Origin of the sequence: Streptomyces desertarenae, assembly GCF_042681365.1 — a bacterium.
GTDB classification, from domain to species: domain Bacteria; phylum Actinomycetota; class Actinomycetes; order Streptomycetales; family Streptomycetaceae; genus Streptomyces; species Streptomyces desertarenae.
Genome location: NZ_JBHUFU010000003.1, coordinates 197167 through 214859, shown reverse-complemented (window position 1 = coordinate 214859; position 17693 = coordinate 197167). Strand labels below are relative to the sequence as shown.

Here is a 17693-nt window from a genome sequence, read left to right as displayed (position 1 = left end):
GGGAGCCCGGCCCGGACGGGGAGCCCGGCCCGGACGGGGAGCCCGGCCCGGACGGGGAGCCCGGCCCGGACGGGGAGCCCGGCCCGGACGGGGAGTGACCGCCGGGCCCCGAAGCCCCGGAGCGCATGGCGCCGTGTCCGGCGGGTACCCCGGCGGACACGGACGTCCAGCACGCGGGAGGTGCCGCATGCTCCCCGAGACAGCCCGCATCCCCACCGGCCCGGGGGCCGATCTCGCCGGCGACCTGGAGGTTCCCGAGGGGGCCCGCGGCCTGGTGGCGTTCGCCCACGGCAGCGGCAGTTCCCGGCGCAGCCCGCGCAACCGGGCGGTGGCCGGCGTCCTGCGGGACGCGGGCCTGGGCACCCTGCTGTTCGACCTGCTCACCGAGGCCGAGGAGCGGACGGACGCCGCCACCGCCGGGCACCGCTTCGACATCCCCCTGCTCGCGCGGCGTCTGGTGGCGGCCGTCGACTGGCTCACCGCGCAGCGGGCCGCCGCCGGGCTGCCGGTCGGCCTCTTCGGGGCCAGCACCGGAGCCGCCGCCGCGCTGGCGGCCGCCGCGGACCGGCCCGGGACGGTGCGGGCCGTGGTCTCCCGCGGCGGCCGGCCGGACCTGGCGGGCGACGCGCTGGACCGGGTCGGCGCGCCCGTCCTGCTGATCGTCGGCGGCGAGGACCGGGAGGTGCTGCGGCTGAACGAGCAGGCGGCCGCCCGGCTGGTCGCCCCGTGCACGGTGCACGTGGTGCCCGGCGCCACCCATCTGTTCGAGGAACCCGGCGCGCTCGACCAGGTCGCCGCGGCGGCGCGCGACTGGTTCGTCCGCATGGCCCGGCGGACGGACGCCGCGTGACGCCTGCCGGCGGGCGGCGGGACCGGAGGGAGGAGACCATGCGCTTCCACGACCGCAGGCAGGCGGGCCGGATGCTCGCCGAGCCGCTGCGTGAGCTCCACCGGGCCGGGGAGCTGGAGGACCCGCTGGTCCTGGCGCTGCCCCGGGGCGGGGTGCCGGTGGGTGACGAGATCGCCCGCGTGCTGCACGCGCCGCTGGACGTGCTGGTGGCCCGCAAGGTCGGCGCCCCGTCCAACCCGGAGCTGGGGGTCGGCGCCGTCGCGGGCGAGGGGCCCGTCCTCTTCGACCGGCGCTCCCTCGCCCTGCTCGGCCTGACGCCCGAGGGACTCGCCCCGCAGGTCGAGCGGGAGCGGGCGGAGCTGCGCCGCCGAGAGGAGCTGTACCGCAACGGCCGGCCGGCTCCCGCCGTCGGAGGGCGGACGGTCCTCGTCGTCGACGACGGGCTGGCCACCGGGGTCACCGCGCGCGCCGCGCTGCGCGCCGCGCGCGCCGGGGGGCCGGCCCGCCTGGTGCTCGCCGTCCCCGTCTCCTCGCCGCAGGCCGCGGCCGCGCTGGAGGCGGAGGCGGACCGGCTGGTGTGCCTGTCCCGGCCGCCGGACTTCCGGGGCGTGGGGCAGTGGTACGAGGACTTCACCCAGGTGGGGGACGAGGAGGTCGTCGCCGTGCTGCGGGCCTCGGCCGCCGCCTGAGGGCCGCGGGACGCGCGGAGCCGGGTCCGGCGGGGGCTGCGCTCAGGCCACGCGGAGCCGGTCGGGGACCGCGGCGCCGGGGGCGCCCGGCGCCGGCGGCGGCCGGTGCCGCCCCGGCGTGACGGAGCCCAGGACGACGGACCGGCGCGCGCCCGTGCAGGACGGCACGGTGCCGGGCAGCCCGAGGACGGTCAGGAAGCCCAGCAGCGCGAAGGCGTAGGCCTCCTTGGCGTCCGACGGCAGGCCGAGTTCGTCGGAGGTGCGCACCGGCACGCCCCCCAGGGCCCGGCCGAGCGCGGCCATCAGGGCGGGGTTGCGGGTTCCGCCGCCCGAGGCGACCACCTCCGTGCCGCCCGCACCGCGCACCGCGTCGGCGACCGTGCGCGCCGTCAGTTCGGTGAGCGTGGCCAGGACGTCCTCGGCGGGCAGGTGGCCGAAGCCGTCCAGCGCGGTCCGCAGGTAGGCGGCGTTGAACAGCTCCCGGCCGGTGGTCCGGGGCGGGGGCAGGGTGTAGTAGGGCTCGGCCAGCAGCCGTTCCAGCAGCGGCGCGTGGACGGTTCCGGCGGCGGCCAGCGCACCGTCGGCGTCGCGGTCCGCGCGGCCGCCGGTCAGCTCCCGCACGGCGGTGTCGAGCAGGACGTTGGCGGGGCCGGTGTCGTACGCCAGCGGCCCGCGTCCCCCGGCCGCCACCGTGATGTTGGCGATGCCCCCCAGGTTCAGGGCGACGGGCACCCCCGGCCGGCCGCGCAGCCACATCACGTCCAGGGCGCTCACCAGCGGCGCCCCCTGCCCTCCGGCCGCGACGTCGCGCGGCCGCAGGTCGGAGACGACGGTGCAGCCGGTGCGCTCGGCGATCCAGGCGGGCTGCCCGAGCTGGAGGGTGCCCAGGACGCGGCCGCCCTCGGTCCAGTGGTAGAGGGTCTGGCCGTGGGAGACGACCAGCTCGGCCCGGCCGCCGCACAGGTCGTGGTCGGCCCGCCCGGCCGCCGCGGCGAGGGCCTGGCCGAGCAGGGTGTCGAGCCGGCAGACGTCGGCCATGGTGGTGGCCGCGGGCGGCAGCGCGGCGAGCAGCTCGCGGCGCAGGTCCCCGGGGAAGGGGTGGTCCAGGGAGCCGAGCGGGGTGAGGACGACGGTGCCGTCCTCGATCGCCAGGTCGGCGGCCGCCGCGTCGATCGCGTCGCAGGAGGTGCCCGACATCAGTCCGATCACCCTCACGTCCGTGTCCTCTCCTCGTCGTTCCGCGGTCCGTCCGGCGGTCAGTCGCGCAGCGCGCGGCGGTGGTCGTCGCCGCGCAGGGTGAGCAGCGCCGGCAGTCCCACGGCACAGACCGCCGCCACGTACCAGGCGGGGATGTCGGCGTCGCCGGTCCGCTTGATCAGCTCGGTGATGACGAGGCCGGCCGAACCGGAGAAGACGGCGTTGGAGAGCGAGTAGGCCAGGCCGAGGCCGGTGTAGCGGACCGTGGTGGGGAACATCTCCGCGAGCATCGCGGGCCCCGGGCCGGCCAGCAGCCCCACCGCCGCGCCCGCGGCGAACACGGCCGCCGACCTGGCGGCGGTGGAGGAGCCCGGGTCCTGGAGGAGGTTCAGCAGGGGGAAGGCGAGCACGATCAGCAGCACCGTGCCGGCACCCATCACCGCCCGGCGTCCGATCCGGTCGCTGAGCGCCCCGGCGGGCAGGATGGCCAGCGCGAAGCCCGCGTTGGCCACCACCGTGGCGACCAGCGCCTCCCGGAAGGAGGCGCCCAGCGTGGTCTGGAGGTAGGAGGGCATGACGACCAGGAAGGTGTAGCCGGCGGCCGACCAGCCCATCAGCCGCCCCACCCCCGCGGCGACGGCCCGGAGGGTCTCGGCGGCGGACGGCCGCGCGACGGCGGCGGACGCGGCCGCCGGCCCGGTCCGCGGCCCGCCGGGCCCCCGGCCCGCCGACCGGCGGAAGGACGGGGTCTCCTCCAGCCCCAGCCGCAGCCACAGGGCCACCGCCCCCAGGGGGACCGCCAGCAGGAACGGCAGCCGCCAGCCCCAGTCGTGCAGGGCCTCCTCGCTCAGCACCGTGGCCAGCAGCGCGGCCAGTCCGGCGCCCGCGAGCAGGCCCAGGGCCACCGTGAACGACTGCCACGCCCCGTACAGTCCGCGCCGGCCGGGCGGCGCGAACTCCGTCATCACCGAGACCGCGCCGCCGAACTCGCCGCCCGCCGACAGGCCCTGCACGACGCGGACGAGCGTCAGCAGCCAGGGCGCGGCCGCGCCGACGGCGGCGTGGGTGGGCAGCAGGCCGATGGCCGCGGTGGCGGCGGACATCAGCAGGACCACCAGGATCAGCGTGGGGCGGCGGCCGATGCGGTCGCCCACCCGCCCGAAGAGGGCGGCGCCGACCGGGCGGAAGAAGAAGGCCAGGGCGAAGGAGGCGTAGGTCTTCACCAGGGCCTCCAGATCGCTCGCGCCCTCGGGCGTGAAGAACTGCGCCGCGATGATCGTGGCGAAGTAGCCGTAGACCCCGAACTCGTACCACTCGATGAAGTTGCCGACCGATCCCGCCACCAGCGCCCGCCGCGACGCGCGCGGCGTGCCGCCTTCCCCGGTACGGACCTCCGCGGTCGCCGTCATGCTCCGCCCTCCCGGTCGTGCGGGGCCCCTCGCGGGCTCCCTGCGCGGTCAGGCCCAGTCATGCCCCGCCGGAGGCGCGGGAATGTCCGGACTCCGGACTCTTTTGTTGAGGGCACGTCACTTCTGGGGACGGTCCGCCCCGGCCGGGCCTCGGCCGGGCGGGTGGTTGCGGTGCGCCGGTCGGAGCCGGGGCGCCGCGTCGCGGGGCCGGGCGGACCGGGGCCCGCCCCATCCTTGCGGCTGACCCGACCAGCAGGCGAACCGGCCGAAGGGAAACGTTCCATGAGCGTGTGCGAGGTGTGCGGCAACGACTACGAGATGGCGTTCGAGGTGCGGGCGGCGGGTGCCGTCCACATCTTCGACAGCCTGGAGTGCGCGGCCCAGCGCATGGCCCCCATCTGCGAGAACTGCGAGTGCCGCATCCTGGGGCACGGCTTGCAGTCGGCGGACGGGCGCTTCTTCTGCTGCGCCCACTGCGCGCGCGTGCAGGGGCACGCCGAACTGGTCGACCACGCCTGAGGGCTTCCGCGCGCCGACGCCTCCCGCCCCGGAACCGCCCGGGAGGCGGCGGCGCGTGCCCGGACGCGTCCCCGGTGTGAGACGGTGGACAGCGCCCCGGGCCGCGCCGGGCACCGCGGACCGCACCGAGGACGGGCGGGCCGGAGCGGGGCCGGCCGGGGCCGGACAGGGACCGTACGGGTCCGAGGTCGTCGCAGCGGAGGGTGGAAGGCCGTGACGGGGGGTCGCCGGACATGAGGCTCACAGTGCTGGGCGGCGGGGGGTTCCGGGTGCCGCTGGTGCACCGGGCGCTGCTGGAGGACGCGGGCGACCCCGCGGGCCGCTGCACCGAACTCGTCCTGTACGACACCGACCGCGCCCGGCTGGACGCCATCGGCGCCGTCCTGGCCCACCAGCGCCGCCACCGCACCGGCCCGGCCCCCGCCCTGCGGGTCACCACCGACCTCGACGACGCGCTGCGCGGCGCCGACTTCGTCTTCTCCGCGATCCGGGTCGGCGGCCTGGCGGGCCGGGTCCGCGACGAGCGCGTCCCGCTCGCCGAGGGGGTGCTGGGACAGGAGACGGTGGGTGCGGGCGGCGTGCTCTACGGCCTGCGCACACTGCCGGTGGCCGTACGGATCGCCGAGCGCGTCGCGGAGACGGCTCCCGGGGCCTGGCTGATCAACTTCACCAATCCCGCGGGCATGGTGACCGAGGCGATGGACCGGGTGCTGAGCGAACGGGGCCTGCCCGGCCGGGTGATCGGCATCTGCGACTCCCCCGTCGGCCTCTGCCGCCGCGCCGCGCGCGCCCTGGGCGCCGACCCGGACCGCGCCGGCTACGACTACGTCGGCCTGAACCACCTGGGCTGGCTGCGCCGGCTGACGGTGGACGGCACCGACCGGCTGCCCGGCCTGCTGGCCGACAGCGCCGCCCTGGCCTCCTTCGAGGAGGGCCGGCTGTTCGGCGCCGACTGGCTGCGCACCCTGGGCGCCCTGCCCAACGAGTACCTGCACTACTACTACTTCACCCGGGAGGCCGTCGCCTCCGCCGCCTCCGCGCAGGCCACCCGCGGCGAGTTCCTCCTGGAGCAGCAGTCGCGCTTCTACGCGGCGGCCCGGCCCGACGACCCGGAGCAGGCGCACCGGGAGTGGGAGCGCACCCGCCTGGAGCGCGAGGAGACCTACATGGCCGACAGCCGCGAGGCCTCGGGCGGCTGGGAGCGCGACAGCTGCGACCTGGACGGCGGCGGCTACGACCGGGTCGCGCTCGCCCTGATGCGGGCCGTCGCGCGCGGCGAGCGCACCACGCTGATCCTGAACGTCCCCGGCCGCGGCGCCGTGCCGGGGCTGGACGGCGACGCGGTGGTCGAGGTGCCGTGCCTGGTCGACGCCTCGGGGGTGCGTCCGCTGGCCACCGGCCCCGTCGCCCCGGACCAGCTGGGGCTGATGCTCGCCCTCAAGGCCGTGGAGCGGGCGGCGATCGAGGCGGCCCGCAGCGGCTCCCGCCGCGCCGCGCTGCGGGCCCTGGCGCTGCACCCGCTGGTGGACTCGGTGCGGGTGGCCGAGCGGATCCTGGCGGCGGCGGGCCTGCCGTGAGGTTCGCCCGAACGGACCGGCCCCGGCGGGGATGCCCGGGGCCTGGGCGGGTACGCCGTTCTGGGTCCTGTGACACACCGAACCGTCGGGAGTGAGATCCGGTGAGCGAATACGAGCGGTCCCGCACCATGCCCGCCGCACCCGAGCTGGTCTTCGACGAGGTGTCCGACCCGGACACCCTGAACCGCTGGCTCCCCGTGGACCTCCACGCCCACGTGGAGGACCTGCCCGCCGTGACCGTGCACGAGGACCGCACCGGGCACGACGTGAGGGCCCTGTTCCGTGCCCGGCCCGACCAGCTGCGCGCGGAGTGGGGCACCCGGGACGAGGGCTCGTACGCGGGCTGGCTCCAGGTCTCGGGCATCGGCAGCGGCGCCAGCGAGGTGATCGTGCACCTGTCCTTCTTCAACGAGGAGCACGCGCCTGCCCGGGACGCCGTCCACGCCTCGCTCGACCAGAGCCTGGAGCGGCTGGCCGAGCAGGTGCGGATGCGCGTGGACCGCGCCGGCTGACGGCGGCGAGACGCCCCGCCCGGGGCCGTCGTCAGCCTTTTGGGGGCGCCTCCCGGGCGGGGCACCGGGTAGACCTCATCCCATGCCCCCTTCCGAACAGGACCTGTACACCGCCCAGGCCCGCTCCCTGCACGGCACCGGCCGGGTGGACGTCTCCGGGAGGGCCGGCCTGCCGGTCGGCGCCCCCGGCGAGCTCGGCGGCAGCGGCCACGGGTACGACCCCGAGCAGTTGTACGCGGCCGCGCTGGCCACCTGCCTGCACCAGGCCGTCGTCATCGCCGCTGGCGAGACCGGCGTCGACCCCGCGGGCAGCGAGGTGACCGCCCGGGTGCGGCTGAGCACCGGCGGCGGCCAGCACTACGCCTTCACCGCCACCGCCGACGTCGCCCTGCCCTCGGCGGACGACGCCCAGCGGGAGCGCGTCATCGCCCAGGCACTGCGCATCTGCCCCATCAGCGACCAGTTGGACCCGCCGCCCACCTGACCCGGCCGGCCCGCGCGGAGAGATCGGGCGGGGCCGGGCGGACGTCCCGGCCGCGGGCCGGCGGCCTCATCCCTCCGGGGAGAGGACCCGGACGAAGACCGGGATGCCGTTGGGGTCCAGCCGCAGGATCGGCACCGTCTTGTCGTGCGCGTTGCCGTCGCTCTCGAACGACAGGGAGCCGCTGGCCCCCCTCACCCGTTCGCTGTCCTGCATGAGGTGGAACATCCTGCCGACGGCCTCGCTGGTCACCCCGGTCTCCCCGATGTCGGCCATCTGCACGCCGCGCGCGGCCGTGAGCACCGCGTCGTGGGACATCATCGCCTGGCCGTCGGCGTGCGAGTCGTCGCCGAACCACTGCTCCAGCTGCCCGTCCTCGCGGAAGGCCGCCTGCAGCCCCTCGGGGGCGCCCTCGGGCTCGTCCTTCCACATCTCCGGATGGGCCAGCCCGGTGTAGTACACCCTGATGCCGCTGGCCGTGGCCTTCCTGACCTGCTGGGCGGTGAGGTTGGTGGTGTCGTCGCCGGTCATCACGGTGAAGTCCCACTCCGGGCAGACCCGGTCGGACAGCGCCTCCAGGAAGTGGGTGAGGTGCTGCCCGCGCCCGGCGAAGTAGACGACCTCGGGGCGGTGGAAGCACAGCTGGTTGGAGAGGAAGTGCAGCTCGCTCTTCCAGTTGCCGGGCACCGAGGAGTCGAAGGTCTTGCGTTCGGCGACCAGCCGGTGCCTCCCACCCTCGCGGAACGCGTCGGTGAAGGCGTCGCCCAGGGTGCGGGCGTACAGGTTCCGCTCCGCGACGTCCTGGACGACCATCGCCGTGCCGAAGCCCTCCTGGTGCAGGTACTCGGCCGCCACCTTCGCCTCGTCGACGTTGGTCGGGGCGACACGCACGTAGCCCCTCAGCTTCCCGCCGTCCTCGTCCTCGTTGACGTCCGTGGCGGTCATCGTGCTGGCGACCATGGCCAGGCCGTGGGCGGACAGCTCGCGCAGGGCCTCCCGGTTGCGGTCCGTGCTCGGGCCCAGGCCCGCCACCGCCACCAGCCGCTCACCGTCGTCGCCCTTGCGCGCGACCAGTTCGCCGACGGTGTGCCGCCAGTGCTCGGAGTCGCTGCCGGTGTTGGCGATCAGCAGCCTGATCTTCGGGGTGGACCGCTCGTTGTACCGCTGCTGCGCCAGATAGGCCCCCTGGAGTTCGTGCCGCACCGACTCCTCGGAGTTGCTGTCGTCCTCCTGCACGGTGAAGGAGGTCATGTACGCCACGCTGACGTAGTCGTCCCCCTCCTCCACGACCGCCTCGTTGGCCTCCCGGATCCGCTTCGTCACGGGGGCGAGGTGGTCGGCGAAGACGTAGGAGCCGTCGGTCACGCCGACGCACTCCTCGTCCGCCCCCCTCTTGACCACCCCGTCCGCGCAGCGCGCCTGCCGTTCGACCCACCAGTCGAGGAAGACCAGCGTCGCGCCGGCCAGGACGGCCAGCACCACGGCCGCGGTCACGGAGCGCTTGACGGTCAGCAGGGAGATCCTGCGCCCGGCCACCGCCCTCACTCCCCGTCGGTGCCGGCCGGCCGGTGGCGCCAGCGCCGGTACCGTTCGGCCTCGTCGTACAGGGCCACGATGTCACTCCCCCTCAGTTCGGACAGCCGGTCGTACCGGGCCGCGATCACGCTGTTCAGCCGCAGCCCCGGATCCCCCAGCGGATCGCTCCACAGCCAGCGCGCGCACACCAGGCCCCGGATCACCGAGGTGTCGGTGATGGCGTGCGCGGGTTCCTCGGGCGCCAGGTCGCCCAGCAGTTCCACCGGCGGCCGGTCGGAGGGCAGCCGGTTGGGCGCGGAGGTGACCGCGTTGACCAACCGGATCCAGTGGACGGCCGCCATCTCGCGGAAGTGGCCGGTCAGCCGGTCGACCACCTCGTCGACGTGGTGCGCCGCCAGCCGGTGGTACAGCGCCTCCGCGGATTGCTCCTCCGCCTCGAAGTGCTCGGCCAGCAGCTCGTGGACGGTGTCCCACTCGTCCGGGTCGGCGGCCAGCCGCCACAGCAGCAGCCTGCGCAGCCACGGGTGCAGGTGCGGCTGCCCGCGGGCGTCGGGGTCGAGCAGCCAGCGCGAGCGCACCTCGTTGAAGAGCGGTTCGCCGGCACCGCCCGGGGCCACCGAGTTGAGGACCCGGCTGCCCATGGCCAGGTCCCGGGCCGCCGCGCAGCGCACCAGCGCCTCGCGCTGCGTCGCCGAGAAGTCCTCCAGCAGGTGGTCCAGGGCCGCGTCGACCAGGCTCGTCCCGGGGGTGCTGCGCATCTGCCGGCCGGGCAGGGAGCGCAGCCACAGGTCGAGCTCCCGGCCGCCGCGGCTGCGGGCGTTGGCCAGGTCCAGGACCTCCATCACCTGCCCCACGGCCACCGGCAGGCCCCGGGTCAGCCGGTGGACGAAGGGCGCCAGCCCGGAGTGGCGGGGCGAGGCCAGCTCGACGCCGGTGCGCACCTCGTCCAGGGTGAGGTCGCGCAACCGCAGCGGATACCACCAGGAGTCGTCGCTGTCATGGGCCGGGCGGCGCTCGCGCCAGTCCCGGAGCGAGGCCCGGTCGGGGCTGCGCAGCCGCCAGGGCCACTGGTCCCCGGAGGAGGGGCCCCAGTTGTCCAGCCAGCGGTTGGAGCTGCCCACCACGGTCAGCGGGTCGCAGACGGCGCCGGCCAGGGCCGCGTCGCGCCGCGCCCCGGTCAGCAGCTCCAGGAACAGCCGCCCCTGGTCGGTGTGGCAGTTGTCGAGCAGCAGCAGGTACGAGCCGGGGGCGAACCGGCGGGCGGTGTCGTGGCGGAGGTCGTCGAGGAAGGCCGCGAAGAGGACCCGGTCCAGGATCCGCTTCTCCTGCCCGGTGCCGCTGTGCCGCCACATGTTGAGTTCCAGCAGCGCGTCCCAGGGGTCCCGGGAGGGCACCAGCGGGTGGGCGGCGAACCACTGCGGGGCGCCGGCGAAGCGCCGTCCGGGCAGCAGCCTGCGCCCGCCTCCGCGGGCGGCGTCCCGCAGCAGCGCGGCCACCACCGCCGGGGCGCCGTTGGGCGCGCCCAGAGCGCTGCCGGCGACCTCCAGGAAGGCGCCGAGGTAGTCGCCGTACCGGTCCTCGGCCTGCTGCCGGAACTGGTCCAGCTGCTGCTGGATGGCGCGCCGCCCCTCCGAGCGGGTGGTCATCCGCAGTTCGCGGTCCGAGGCGAGCAGTCCGAGGGTGAGCCGGGGGAAGTGGGAGGCCCGGTACTGCGGCAGCCTGCGCTCGAACTGGCGGGCGATCAGGGCGAGGGCGTAGCGGGGCAGCAGGGCCTGGTCGGCGGCGAAGTTGAGGTAGGCGAACGGGTGGTCCACGCCGAAGCGCTCCATGGCGCCGTTGTGCGCCTCGCTGGCACCGCTGCCCCGCGGGCCGACCAGCATCGTCACCGGCCGCTCGGTGCCGTGCGGCTGCTCCAGGCACTCGGCGACGAGGGCCATGATCCCGCTGCGCCCGCGCATGCCCATCCCCGCTGCGGACTGCTCCACCCGAACGGCCCTCCCCCGTGACGAACCAACCGTCCAACCGCCGGCAGGAATAGAGAGGATGCCACGTTCGGTTGCCGGGCGACAGCGCCCTGCGACGTTTTCCGGCGGGGTCCGCGGCGGGGCGTACGACGGGGCGCGGGCCCGCCGGGGCGCGCGGGGCGGGGGCGCCCCGGAGCGTGGAGTGCCGTCACTCCTCCCAGGTGTAGAAGCCCTGTCCGGTCTTGCGGCCCAGCTCCCCGCGGGCGACCTTCTCCCTCAGCAGCCGCGGGGGCGCGAAGCGCTCGCCCAGGGTGCCGTGGAGGTACTCGGCGATGGCCAGGCGCACGTCGAGGCCGACCAGGTCGGTCAACCGCAGCGGGCCCATGGGGTGCCGGTAGCCCAGGCTCATGGCGGTGTCGATGGCCTCGGGCTCGGCGACGCCCTCCTCCACCATCCGGATCGCCTCCAGGCCGAGCGCCACGCCCAGCCGGCTGCTGGCGAAGCCGGGCGAGTCCCGCACGACGACGTCCTGCTTGCCCAGGGCGCGGACCCACTCCAGCGCGGCCCGCACGGTGCCCTTTGCGGTCTGCTCGGCGACGACCAGCTCCACCAGGGCGGAGGCGGGGACGGGATTGAAGAAGTGCAGGCCCAGGAAGCGCTCGGGGCGGGTCAGCGCGCCCGCGAGCTCGGTGACCGACAGGGAGCTGGTGTTGGTGGCCAGCACCGCCCCCTCGCCCACGGCCTTCTCGGCGGCGGCCAGCATCCGGACCTTGAGGGCGGCGTCCTCGGGGACGGCCTCGACGACCAGGTCGGCGGCGGCCGGGAGGCCGTCCACGGAGGCGGTGACGGTGACGCGCTCCAGCACCCGCTCGGCCTCCTCGCCGAGCTTCCCGCGCTCGGCGGCCCGGCGCAGTCCGGCCGCGACGCGCTCCCGGGCCGCCCCCGCGGCCTCCTCACCGCTCTCCACGACGACCACGGTCGAGCCCGCCGCCGCGAAGGACTGGGCGATGCCCGCGCCCATCCGCCCGCCGCCCAGCACTCCGACCGTCCCCGGTGCCGCTGCCATGTCCTCTCCTGCCTCCTCGTGCCCGCCCGCGTCCGGTGGGTGCCCGCACGGCCGGTGCGCCCGTTCTGTGCCGCCGGCCGCGGCCGGCGGGCGCCCCACCCCTTGACAGCCGACCGGGGCGTTGGGTTACCTGACGTCGCGGCAACGCTAACCGAATGGTCGGTCGGGCTCAAGGGCGGTCCGGGCCCGCGGACGGCGCCCCGCGGCGGCACCGGTGGGCCGGACGCGCCGGCCCGGGGCGCGGTGCGGAACGGCCCGCGGCGGAAAGGGGTGGAGACGCATGACACGGCTCACCGGCACCGGTACGGCGGTGTCGGCCCCGGGCCCCGCCCAGCGGATGTTCGCCGCCGACCGCGCCTCCCGGGACCTGGGCATGGAGCTGCTCCGGGCCGACGACGGCGCGGCCGCGGTGCGGATGACGGTGACGGCGGCGATGGTCAACGGACACGGCGTCGCGCACGGCGGCTACCTGTTCCTCCTGGCGGACACCGCGTTCGCCTGCGCCTGCAACAGCCGCGGCCCGGTGACCGTGGCGGCCGGCGCGGACGTCGTCTTCACCACACCGGTGTACGAGGGCGACGTGCTGCTGGCCGTCGCCGAGGAACGCACCCGGTTCGGCCGCAGCGGCGTCTACGACGTGACCGTCCTGCGGGACGGGCAGGTGGTCGTGGAGTTCCGCGGACGCAGCCGCTCCGTGGGCGACCGCGGCCTCCCGGGCCGGAAGGAGACACCATGACCAGCGATCCGACGATCCCCCCGGTCCAGGCGCCGGCCCCGGCCCCCCGCCCGGCCCGTGCCGTGCGCCCGGGGCCGGCCCCGGCCCGGGAGTCCCTGGACGCGGCCGAGCGCATGGGCCGCGCGGAGCTGGAGGCGCTCCAGCTGGAGCGCCTGCGCCGCACCCTGCGGCGCGCCTACGACAACGTGGCGCACTACCGGCGCGCCTTCGACGAGGCGGGCGTCGTCCCCGAGGACTGCCGCTCCCTGGCGGACCTGGCCCGGTTCCCGTTCACCACCAAGGCCGACCTGCGCGAGAACTACCCCTTCGGGATGTTCGCCGTTCCGATGTCCGAGGTGCGGCGCCTGCACGCCTCCAGCGGCACCACCGGGCGCCCCACCGTCGTCGGCTACACCGAGGACGACCTGTCGGTCTGGGCCGGCCTGATGGCCCGCTCCATCCGGGCGGCGGGCGGCCGCCCCGGCCACAAGGTGCACGTCTCCTACGGGTACGGGCTCTTCACCGGCGGGCTGGGCGCGCACTACGGCGCCGAGCGGGCGGGCTGCACCGTCATCCCGGCGTCCGGCGGCATGACGGCCCGGCAGGTGCAGCTGATCCAGGACTTCCGGCCCGAGGTCATCATGGTCACGCCCTCCTACATGCTCACCCTCCTCGACGAGTTCGAGCGCCAGGGCGTCGACCCGCGCACCTCGTCGCTGGAGCTCGGCGTCTTCGGCGCCGAGCCGTGGACGGAGGAGATGCGCCGCGAGATCGAGGAGCGCGCCGGGCTGCACGCGGTGGACATCTACGGCCTGTCGGAGGTGATGGGCCCCGGCGTCGCGCAGGAGTGCGTGGAGGCCAAGGACGGCCTGCACATCTGGGAGGACCACTTCTACCCGGAGGTCGTCGACCCGATCACCGGCGAGGTGCTCCCCGACGGGGAGGAGGGCGAGCTGGTGTTCACCTCGCTGACCAAGCAGGCCCTGCCGGTCGTCCGCTACCGCACCCGCGACCTGACCCGGCTGCTGCCCGGCACCGCGCGCCCGGCCTTCCGCCGGATGGAGAAGGTCACCGGGCGCTGCGACGACATGATCATCCTGCGCGGCGTCAACGTCTTCCCCACCCAGGTGGAGGAGATCCTCCTGCGCGTCCCCGGTGTGGCACCGCACTTCCAGATACGTCTCGCCCGCCGCGGCCGGATGGACCACATGACGGTCCGCGTCGAGGCCCGCCCCGGCACCGGACCCGAACAGCGCGAGGCCGCGGCCGCCGCGATCGCCCGGGGCGTCAAGGACGGCGTGGGCGTCACCGTCGACGTCGACGTCGTCGACCCGGAGACTCTGGAGCGGTCGGTGGGCAAGATCCGCCGCGTCGTCGACGAACGCGGCAGGTGATCCCGGCCGGGGAGGGGGTACCCGTCCCCGGACCCGACAGGGGGGCTTGGGGGGCCTGACGATCGGACCGCGACACCGTGCAGACGTTCCTTCCGCTTCCCGACTTCGCCGGAACGGCCCGGACGCTCGACTGGCGGCGGCTGGGCAAGCAGCGGGTGGAGGCGCTCCAGGTGCTGCGCGCCCTGACCGTGCCCGGCTACGGCTGGGCCCGGCATCCGGCGGTGCGCATGTGGGCGGGATACGAGGAGGCCCTGGTCCGCTACGGCATGGAGGTCTGCCGCCACTGGCGCCTGGCCGGCCGCACCGACACCTGCGAGGCCACCATGCTCGCCGACCTGCGGCACGCGACCGGCATCTCCGCCCCCCGCACCCAGGAGGAGCTGGCACGGGCCGGCGAGCTGCCCCCCTGGCTCGGGGAGCCGTCCTTCCACCTCAGCCACCGCTCCGCGCTGGTGCGCAAGGACCCGGACCACTACGCTCCGCTCTTCCCGGACGTGCCGGACGACCTGCCCTACGTGTGGCCCGCCTCGGACCGCGAGGTCCCCGGCCAAGACGCCGGCGGCTCCGGCGCCGGCCCTCCCGCGGGCGGCAGGTGAAGGGCGGCCCCGCCGGGCGGCTCCGCACCCGGCGGGGCGGGTCCCGAAGGCCGTCCGGCCCCTCAGGGCGCGACGATCAGGGCCTGCGGCGCCGCCGCCTTCAGCCGGGTGGTGAGCCAGGAGAGCTGGCGGCCGGTCTCGGCCTGCGAGGTGTGCGCCAGCTCCAGCAGCTCGCGGTCGCGCACCCCCTGGGCCGCCTGCGCGACGGCGGTCCAGGTCGTCTGCACCAAGGTGGCGAGGACGTGCAGGTCCTGCAGGTCGCGCAGGAGACCGACCGGCCCCTTGCGGACCTCGCCCAGCCCGTCGGCGTACAGCCGCTCGGGTTCCTCGACGTCGTCGCCGTGCCGCTGCTCGCCGTACCGGCGGACGACGGGCTCCAGGCGCCGCACGTGCTCCTCGCTCATCTTCGCCAGGGTGTCGCAGACGTGGTACACGTCGGCCTCCGCCGCGTGCCCCTCCCCCACCGTGCGCAGGGCCTCGGCGAGGGTCCGCTCGCTGTGGTGGAGCAGTCCGACGTAGGTGGCCAGGTGCGGCATCAGGACCTCCCGGGGGCGGCGGCCTCGGCGATGTGCCCGTCACCGGCGGGGGCCTGGGCCGGGTCGTTGGGGTAGCCGGGGGTGTCGGCGGCCACCTCGGCGGAGGTGGCCGCGCCCGGACCGCCCCGGGTCGGCGGGACGGAGGGGTCGACCGGCCGCGAGGCCGCGGTGGTGGGCGCGGGCGCGGGCCCCCCGCCGTCGGCGACCCTGACCACCCGGCAGGCGGCGGTCTTGAAGTACGGCTGTTTGGAGACCGGGTCCCAGACGGTCATGGTCAGCTCGTTCGCCTGCCGCGAGAAGTCCTCGGGCACCGCCTCGTCCGGATCCCCGGGGCCGTAGTGGAAGGGGGCGAACACCGCGCCCTCCGCCACCTGCCCGACGCGGGCGCGCGCCTCCATCGCCCCGCGCGGCGACTCCACCCGCACCCGGTCGCCCTCGGTGACGCCCAGACGGCGCGCGTCGGGGACGGACAGCTCCACCCATACGTCGGGCGCGGCGTCGTTCAGCTCCCGCGAGCGGCCGGTCTTGGTGCGGGTGTGGAAGTGGTAGACGGTGCGCCCGGTGGTGAACAGCAGCGGGTACTCCTCGCTCGCCTCCTCGTGGGGCGGCACGTAGGGCGCGCCCTTGAGGAAGGCCCGTCCCGCCGGGTCCTTCGCCCGGTACTCGGTGGGGGTGACGGTGCCCCCGGTGAGCAGGTCGTGGCCGTAGGTCTCGCACAGCTCGGGATCGGTGTTGAACACACCGTCGCCGTAGAGCCGGTCGACGCCCTCGGGGTGCTCGTCGGTACAGGGCCAGGGGATGCCGGTGGGGCCGCGCAGCTTGTCGTAGGAGAGTCCGGAGTAGTCGCACGGGCGGCCGCGGCTGCACTCGCGCCAGGCGTCGAAGGCCTCCTCGGGGGTGCGCCACTTGACCAGCGGCGCGCCGTCCTTGTCGCGGAAGTCCATGGCGTCGGCGTACATCAGGAAGATGTCCAGGTCGCTCCTGGCCTCGCCGGGCGGCTCGACGGCCTTCTCCGACAGGTGCACGGTGCGGTTGACGTTGGTGAAGCAGCCGGTCTTCTCGCCCCAGCCGGCCGCCGGCAGCACCACGTCGGCCAGGCGGGCGGTCTCGGTGAGGAAGAGGTCCTGGACGACGACGAAGCACTGTCCGCCGCCGAGGATCCTCCGGACGCGGGCCGACTCGGGCATGGAGACGGCCGGGTTGGTGGCGGAGATCCACAGCAGTCCGACCGAGCCCTGCTCGGCGTAGCGGAAGATCTGCAGGGCGTGGGTGGGCGGGGCCCAGTGCGGGATGGTCATCTCGTCGACGTTCCACAGCCGCGCCAGTTCGCGGACGTGGGCGGGATTGCTCCAGTTGCGGAAGCCGGGCAGGTCGCCGTCGGCGCCGCACTCGCGGGTGTTCTGCGCGGTGGGCTGGCCGTTCATCTGCAGGACGCCGGCGCCCGGACGGCCGATCATGCCGCGCAGCAGGTGCAGGTTGTGCACGGCCACGGCGGCGGCGGTGGCCTGGTGGGACTGGTAGAAGCCCTGCAGGACGGTGGAGAGCACGCGGTCGCTCTCCCCGAAGATCCGCGCCGCACGCCGCACGTCCTCGGCGTCCACCTCGCAGATCCGGGCGGTCTCCTCCGGGGTGTAGGGCTCCACGGTCGCGCGCAGGTCCTCCACTCCGAGGGTGTGCCGCTCCACCCAGTCGGTGTCCACGCGGCCGCTTTCGAACAGTTCCCTGGTGAGGCCGTTCATCAGGGCCACGTTGGTGCCGACCCGGGGGGCCAGGTGGACGCCGCCGGTCCGCTCGGCCTCCGCCGCGGCCTCGGTCCGGCGCGGGTCGACGCACACCACCTTCGGCGGGTCGTCGGCACGGGTGCGGTCCAGGACGCGGGCCCACAGCACCGTCTGGGTCTCGGGCATGTTGTGGCCGAAGAGGAAGAGCGCGTCGCAGTGCTCGATGTCGGTGTAGGAGCCGGGCTGCCCGTCGGTGCCGAAGGACTCCTTGAAGGCGGCGGCGCTGGTGGCGGTGCACAACCGGGTGTTGCCGTCCATGTGCGGGGTGCCCAGCCCGGCCTTACCGATCACCGCCAGGGTGTAGTACTCCTCCAGGAAGAGCTGCCCCGAGGTGTAGAAGCCGTGGGACAGGGGGCCCTTCTCCTCCAGCAGGCGCCGGGAGACCTCGGCGATCCGGCCCATCGCGGTGGCCCAGTCCGTCTCCACCAGCCGGCCGTTCTCGCGCACCAGGGGGCGGGTGAGCCGGTCGGCGCTGTTCGCCCAGGGCCAGCTTCCGTACAGGCCCTTGGGGCCCAGCCGGCCGTGGTTGACCACGTCGGTCGCCACCCCGCGCACTCCCACCATCCGGCCGTCCCTGACGGCGATCTCGCAGCCGCAGCCGTTGCTGCACAGCACGCAGGCGGAACGCACCCACCGGTCCACGTCCTCCTCCGCCACCCCCTCCTGGAGGTGCCGGTCGACGCGGGCGGGCCACACCGTCCCCCGGGGGTGCGGGGTGCGGGGGCCCCAGATGTCGGCGATCCGGTCCATTCCGTCCTCTTCCTGCCGTGGTCGGTGCCGGGCCCGGGCCGCCTCCGCGCGCCCCGTGCCCTCCGCGGCAACGGGGCGCCCGGGGCCGGGCGGGTCCGGGCGCAGTGCTTCACGCAGTACC

16 protein-coding genes are annotated in these 17693 nt (G+C 75.6%); 9 read left to right on the top strand and 7 right to left on the bottom strand.

From position 1 onward, the window contains the following. Positions 1 to 187 precede the first annotated feature (187 nt). Both ACFSJS_RS07080 and ACFSJS_RS07075 read left to right on the top strand, forming a co-directional pair. Positions 188 to 850, top strand: a complete 663-nt coding sequence (locus tag ACFSJS_RS07080) for a dienelactone hydrolase family protein (RefSeq protein WP_380897953.1) — start codon at positions 188 to 190, stop codon at positions 848 to 850. A gap of 38 nt (positions 851 to 888) precedes the next feature. Then, entirely contained in the window at positions 889 to 1539 is a 651-nt protein-coding gene (locus ACFSJS_RS07075; protein WP_380897951.1) for a phosphoribosyltransferase, read from the top strand. Between the two features lie 42 nt (positions 1540 to 1581). Here ACFSJS_RS07075 and ACFSJS_RS07070 read toward each other — a convergent pair whose 3' ends face one another. Further along, complete coding sequence (locus tag ACFSJS_RS07070; RefSeq protein WP_380897949.1) at positions 1582 to 2754, bottom strand: anhydro-N-acetylmuramic acid kinase; 1173 nt, start codon at positions 2752 to 2754, stop codon at positions 1582 to 1584. 41 nt (positions 2755 to 2795) lie between these two features. After that, positions 2796 to 4145 carry an MFS transporter gene (locus ACFSJS_RS07065; RefSeq protein WP_380897947.1) on the bottom strand — a complete coding sequence of 450 codons (1350 nt, stop codon included), beginning with the start codon at positions 4143 to 4145 and terminating at the stop codon, positions 2796 to 2798. A gap of 282 nt (positions 4146 to 4427) precedes the next feature. Here ACFSJS_RS07065 and ACFSJS_RS07060 point away from each other — a divergent pair, with 282 nt between their 5' ends. The 4 genes from ACFSJS_RS07060 to ACFSJS_RS07045 all read left to right on the top strand — a co-directional run bounded on the left by ACFSJS_RS07060 (position 4428) and on the right by ACFSJS_RS07045 (position 7237). After that, entirely contained in the window at positions 4428 to 4664 is a 237-nt protein-coding gene (locus ACFSJS_RS07060) for a hypothetical protein (RefSeq protein ID WP_380897945.1), read from the top strand. Between the two features lie 233 nt (positions 4665 to 4897). Then, positions 4898 to 6241, top strand: coding sequence for a 6-phospho-beta-glucosidase (locus ACFSJS_RS07055; RefSeq protein WP_380897943.1), 1344 nt, complete (start codon positions 4898 to 4900; stop codon positions 6239 to 6241). 101 nt (positions 6242 to 6342) lie between these two features. Next, entirely contained in the window at positions 6343 to 6753 is a 411-nt protein-coding gene (locus ACFSJS_RS07050; protein ID WP_380897941.1) for an SRPBCC family protein, read from the top strand. 82 nt (positions 6754 to 6835) lie between these two features. Next, the gene (locus tag ACFSJS_RS07045; protein WP_380897939.1) at positions 6836 to 7237 is read left to right on the top strand and encodes an OsmC family protein; all 402 of its coding nucleotides are present in this window, start codon (positions 6836 to 6838) and stop codon (positions 7235 to 7237) included. A gap of 66 nt (positions 7238 to 7303) precedes the next feature. Here ACFSJS_RS07045 and ACFSJS_RS07040 read toward each other — a convergent pair whose 3' ends face one another. The 3 genes from ACFSJS_RS07040 to ACFSJS_RS07030 form a co-directional block, all read right to left on the bottom strand. Next, a complete protein-coding gene (locus ACFSJS_RS07040; RefSeq protein WP_380897937.1) occupies positions 7304 to 8770 on the bottom strand; it encodes a type 1 periplasmic-binding domain-containing protein in 1467 nt (488 codons plus the stop codon). A gap of 5 nt (positions 8771 to 8775) precedes the next feature. Next, positions 8776 to 10755: a hypothetical protein gene (locus ACFSJS_RS07035; protein WP_380897935.1), complete on the bottom strand. Its 1980-nt coding sequence runs from the start codon at positions 10753 to 10755 to the stop codon at positions 8776 to 8778. Between the two features lie 187 nt (positions 10756 to 10942). Then, the gene (locus ACFSJS_RS07030) at positions 10943 to 11800 is read right to left on the bottom strand and encodes a 3-hydroxyacyl-CoA dehydrogenase family protein (protein WP_380897933.1); all 858 of its coding nucleotides are present in this window, start codon (positions 11798 to 11800) and stop codon (positions 10943 to 10945) included. Between the two features lie 280 nt (positions 11801 to 12080). On the opposite strand from ACFSJS_RS07030, the gene paaI reads away from it, so the two are divergent. The 3 genes from paaI to ACFSJS_RS07015 all read left to right on the top strand — a co-directional run bounded on the left by paaI (position 12081) and on the right by ACFSJS_RS07015 (position 14505). After that, entirely contained in the window at positions 12081 to 12536 is a 456-nt protein-coding gene (gene paaI, locus ACFSJS_RS07025; protein ID WP_380897932.1) for a hydroxyphenylacetyl-CoA thioesterase PaaI, read from the top strand. Further along, a complete protein-coding gene (paaK, locus tag ACFSJS_RS07020) occupies positions 12533 to 13909 on the top strand; it encodes a phenylacetate--CoA ligase PaaK (RefSeq protein ID WP_380897930.1) in 1377 nt (458 codons plus the stop codon). The genes paaI and paaK overlap by 4 nt, the downstream gene beginning before the upstream one ends. A 77-nt stretch (positions 13910 to 13986) precedes the next feature. After that, a complete protein-coding gene (locus ACFSJS_RS07015) occupies positions 13987 to 14505 on the top strand; it encodes an MSMEG_6728 family protein (RefSeq protein ID WP_380897928.1) in 519 nt (172 codons plus the stop codon). 62 nt (positions 14506 to 14567) lie between these two features. Here the strand turns inward: ACFSJS_RS07015 and ACFSJS_RS07010 are convergent, their stop codons facing one another. Next, positions 14568 to 15041, bottom strand: a complete 474-nt coding sequence (locus ACFSJS_RS07010; protein WP_380897927.1) for a hypothetical protein — start codon at positions 15039 to 15041, stop codon at positions 14568 to 14570. Next, a complete protein-coding gene (locus ACFSJS_RS07005; protein WP_380897925.1) occupies positions 15041 to 17572 on the bottom strand; it encodes a molybdopterin oxidoreductase family protein in 2532 nt (843 codons plus the stop codon). Before ACFSJS_RS07005 ends, ACFSJS_RS07010 begins: the two co-directional genes overlap by 1 nt. Between the last annotated feature and the right edge of the window lie 121 nt (positions 17573 to 17693).

Excerpts from the sequence above, each read along its gene's own strand:
- ACFSJS_RS07065 (WP_380897947.1), bottom strand. The coding sequence starts at position 4,145 with ATGACGGCGACCGCGGAGGTCCGTACCGGGGAAGGCGGCACGCCGCGC.
- ACFSJS_RS07030 (WP_380897933.1), bottom strand. The coding sequence starts at position 11,800 with ATGGCAGCGGCACCGGGGACGGTCGGAGTGCTGGGCGGCGGGCGGATG.
- ACFSJS_RS07010 (WP_380897927.1), bottom strand. The coding sequence starts at position 15,041 with ATGCCGCACCTGGCCACCTACGTCGGACTGCTCCACCACAGCGAGCGG.
- ACFSJS_RS07045 (WP_380897939.1), top strand. The coding sequence starts at position 6,836 with ATGCCCCCTTCCGAACAGGACCTGTACACCGCCCAGGCCCGCTCCCTG.
- paaK (WP_380897930.1), top strand. The coding sequence starts at position 12,533 with ATGACCAGCGATCCGACGATCCCCCCGGTCCAGGCGCCGGCCCCGGCC.
- paaI (WP_380897932.1), top strand. The coding sequence starts at position 12,081 with ATGACACGGCTCACCGGCACCGGTACGGCGGTGTCGGCCCCGGGCCCC.
- ACFSJS_RS07080 (WP_380897953.1), top strand. The coding sequence starts at position 188 with ATGCTCCCCGAGACAGCCCGCATCCCCACCGGCCCGGGGGCCGATCTC.
- ACFSJS_RS07055 (WP_380897943.1), top strand. The coding sequence starts at position 4,898 with ATGAGGCTCACAGTGCTGGGCGGCGGGGGGTTCCGGGTGCCGCTGGTG.
- ACFSJS_RS07060 (WP_380897945.1), top strand. The coding sequence starts at position 4,428 with ATGAGCGTGTGCGAGGTGTGCGGCAACGACTACGAGATGGCGTTCGAG.
- ACFSJS_RS07005 (WP_380897925.1), bottom strand. The coding sequence starts at position 17,572 with ATGGACCGGATCGCCGACATCTGGGGCCCCCGCACCCCGCACCCCCGG.
- ACFSJS_RS07075 (WP_380897951.1), top strand. The coding sequence starts at position 889 with ATGCGCTTCCACGACCGCAGGCAGGCGGGCCGGATGCTCGCCGAGCCG.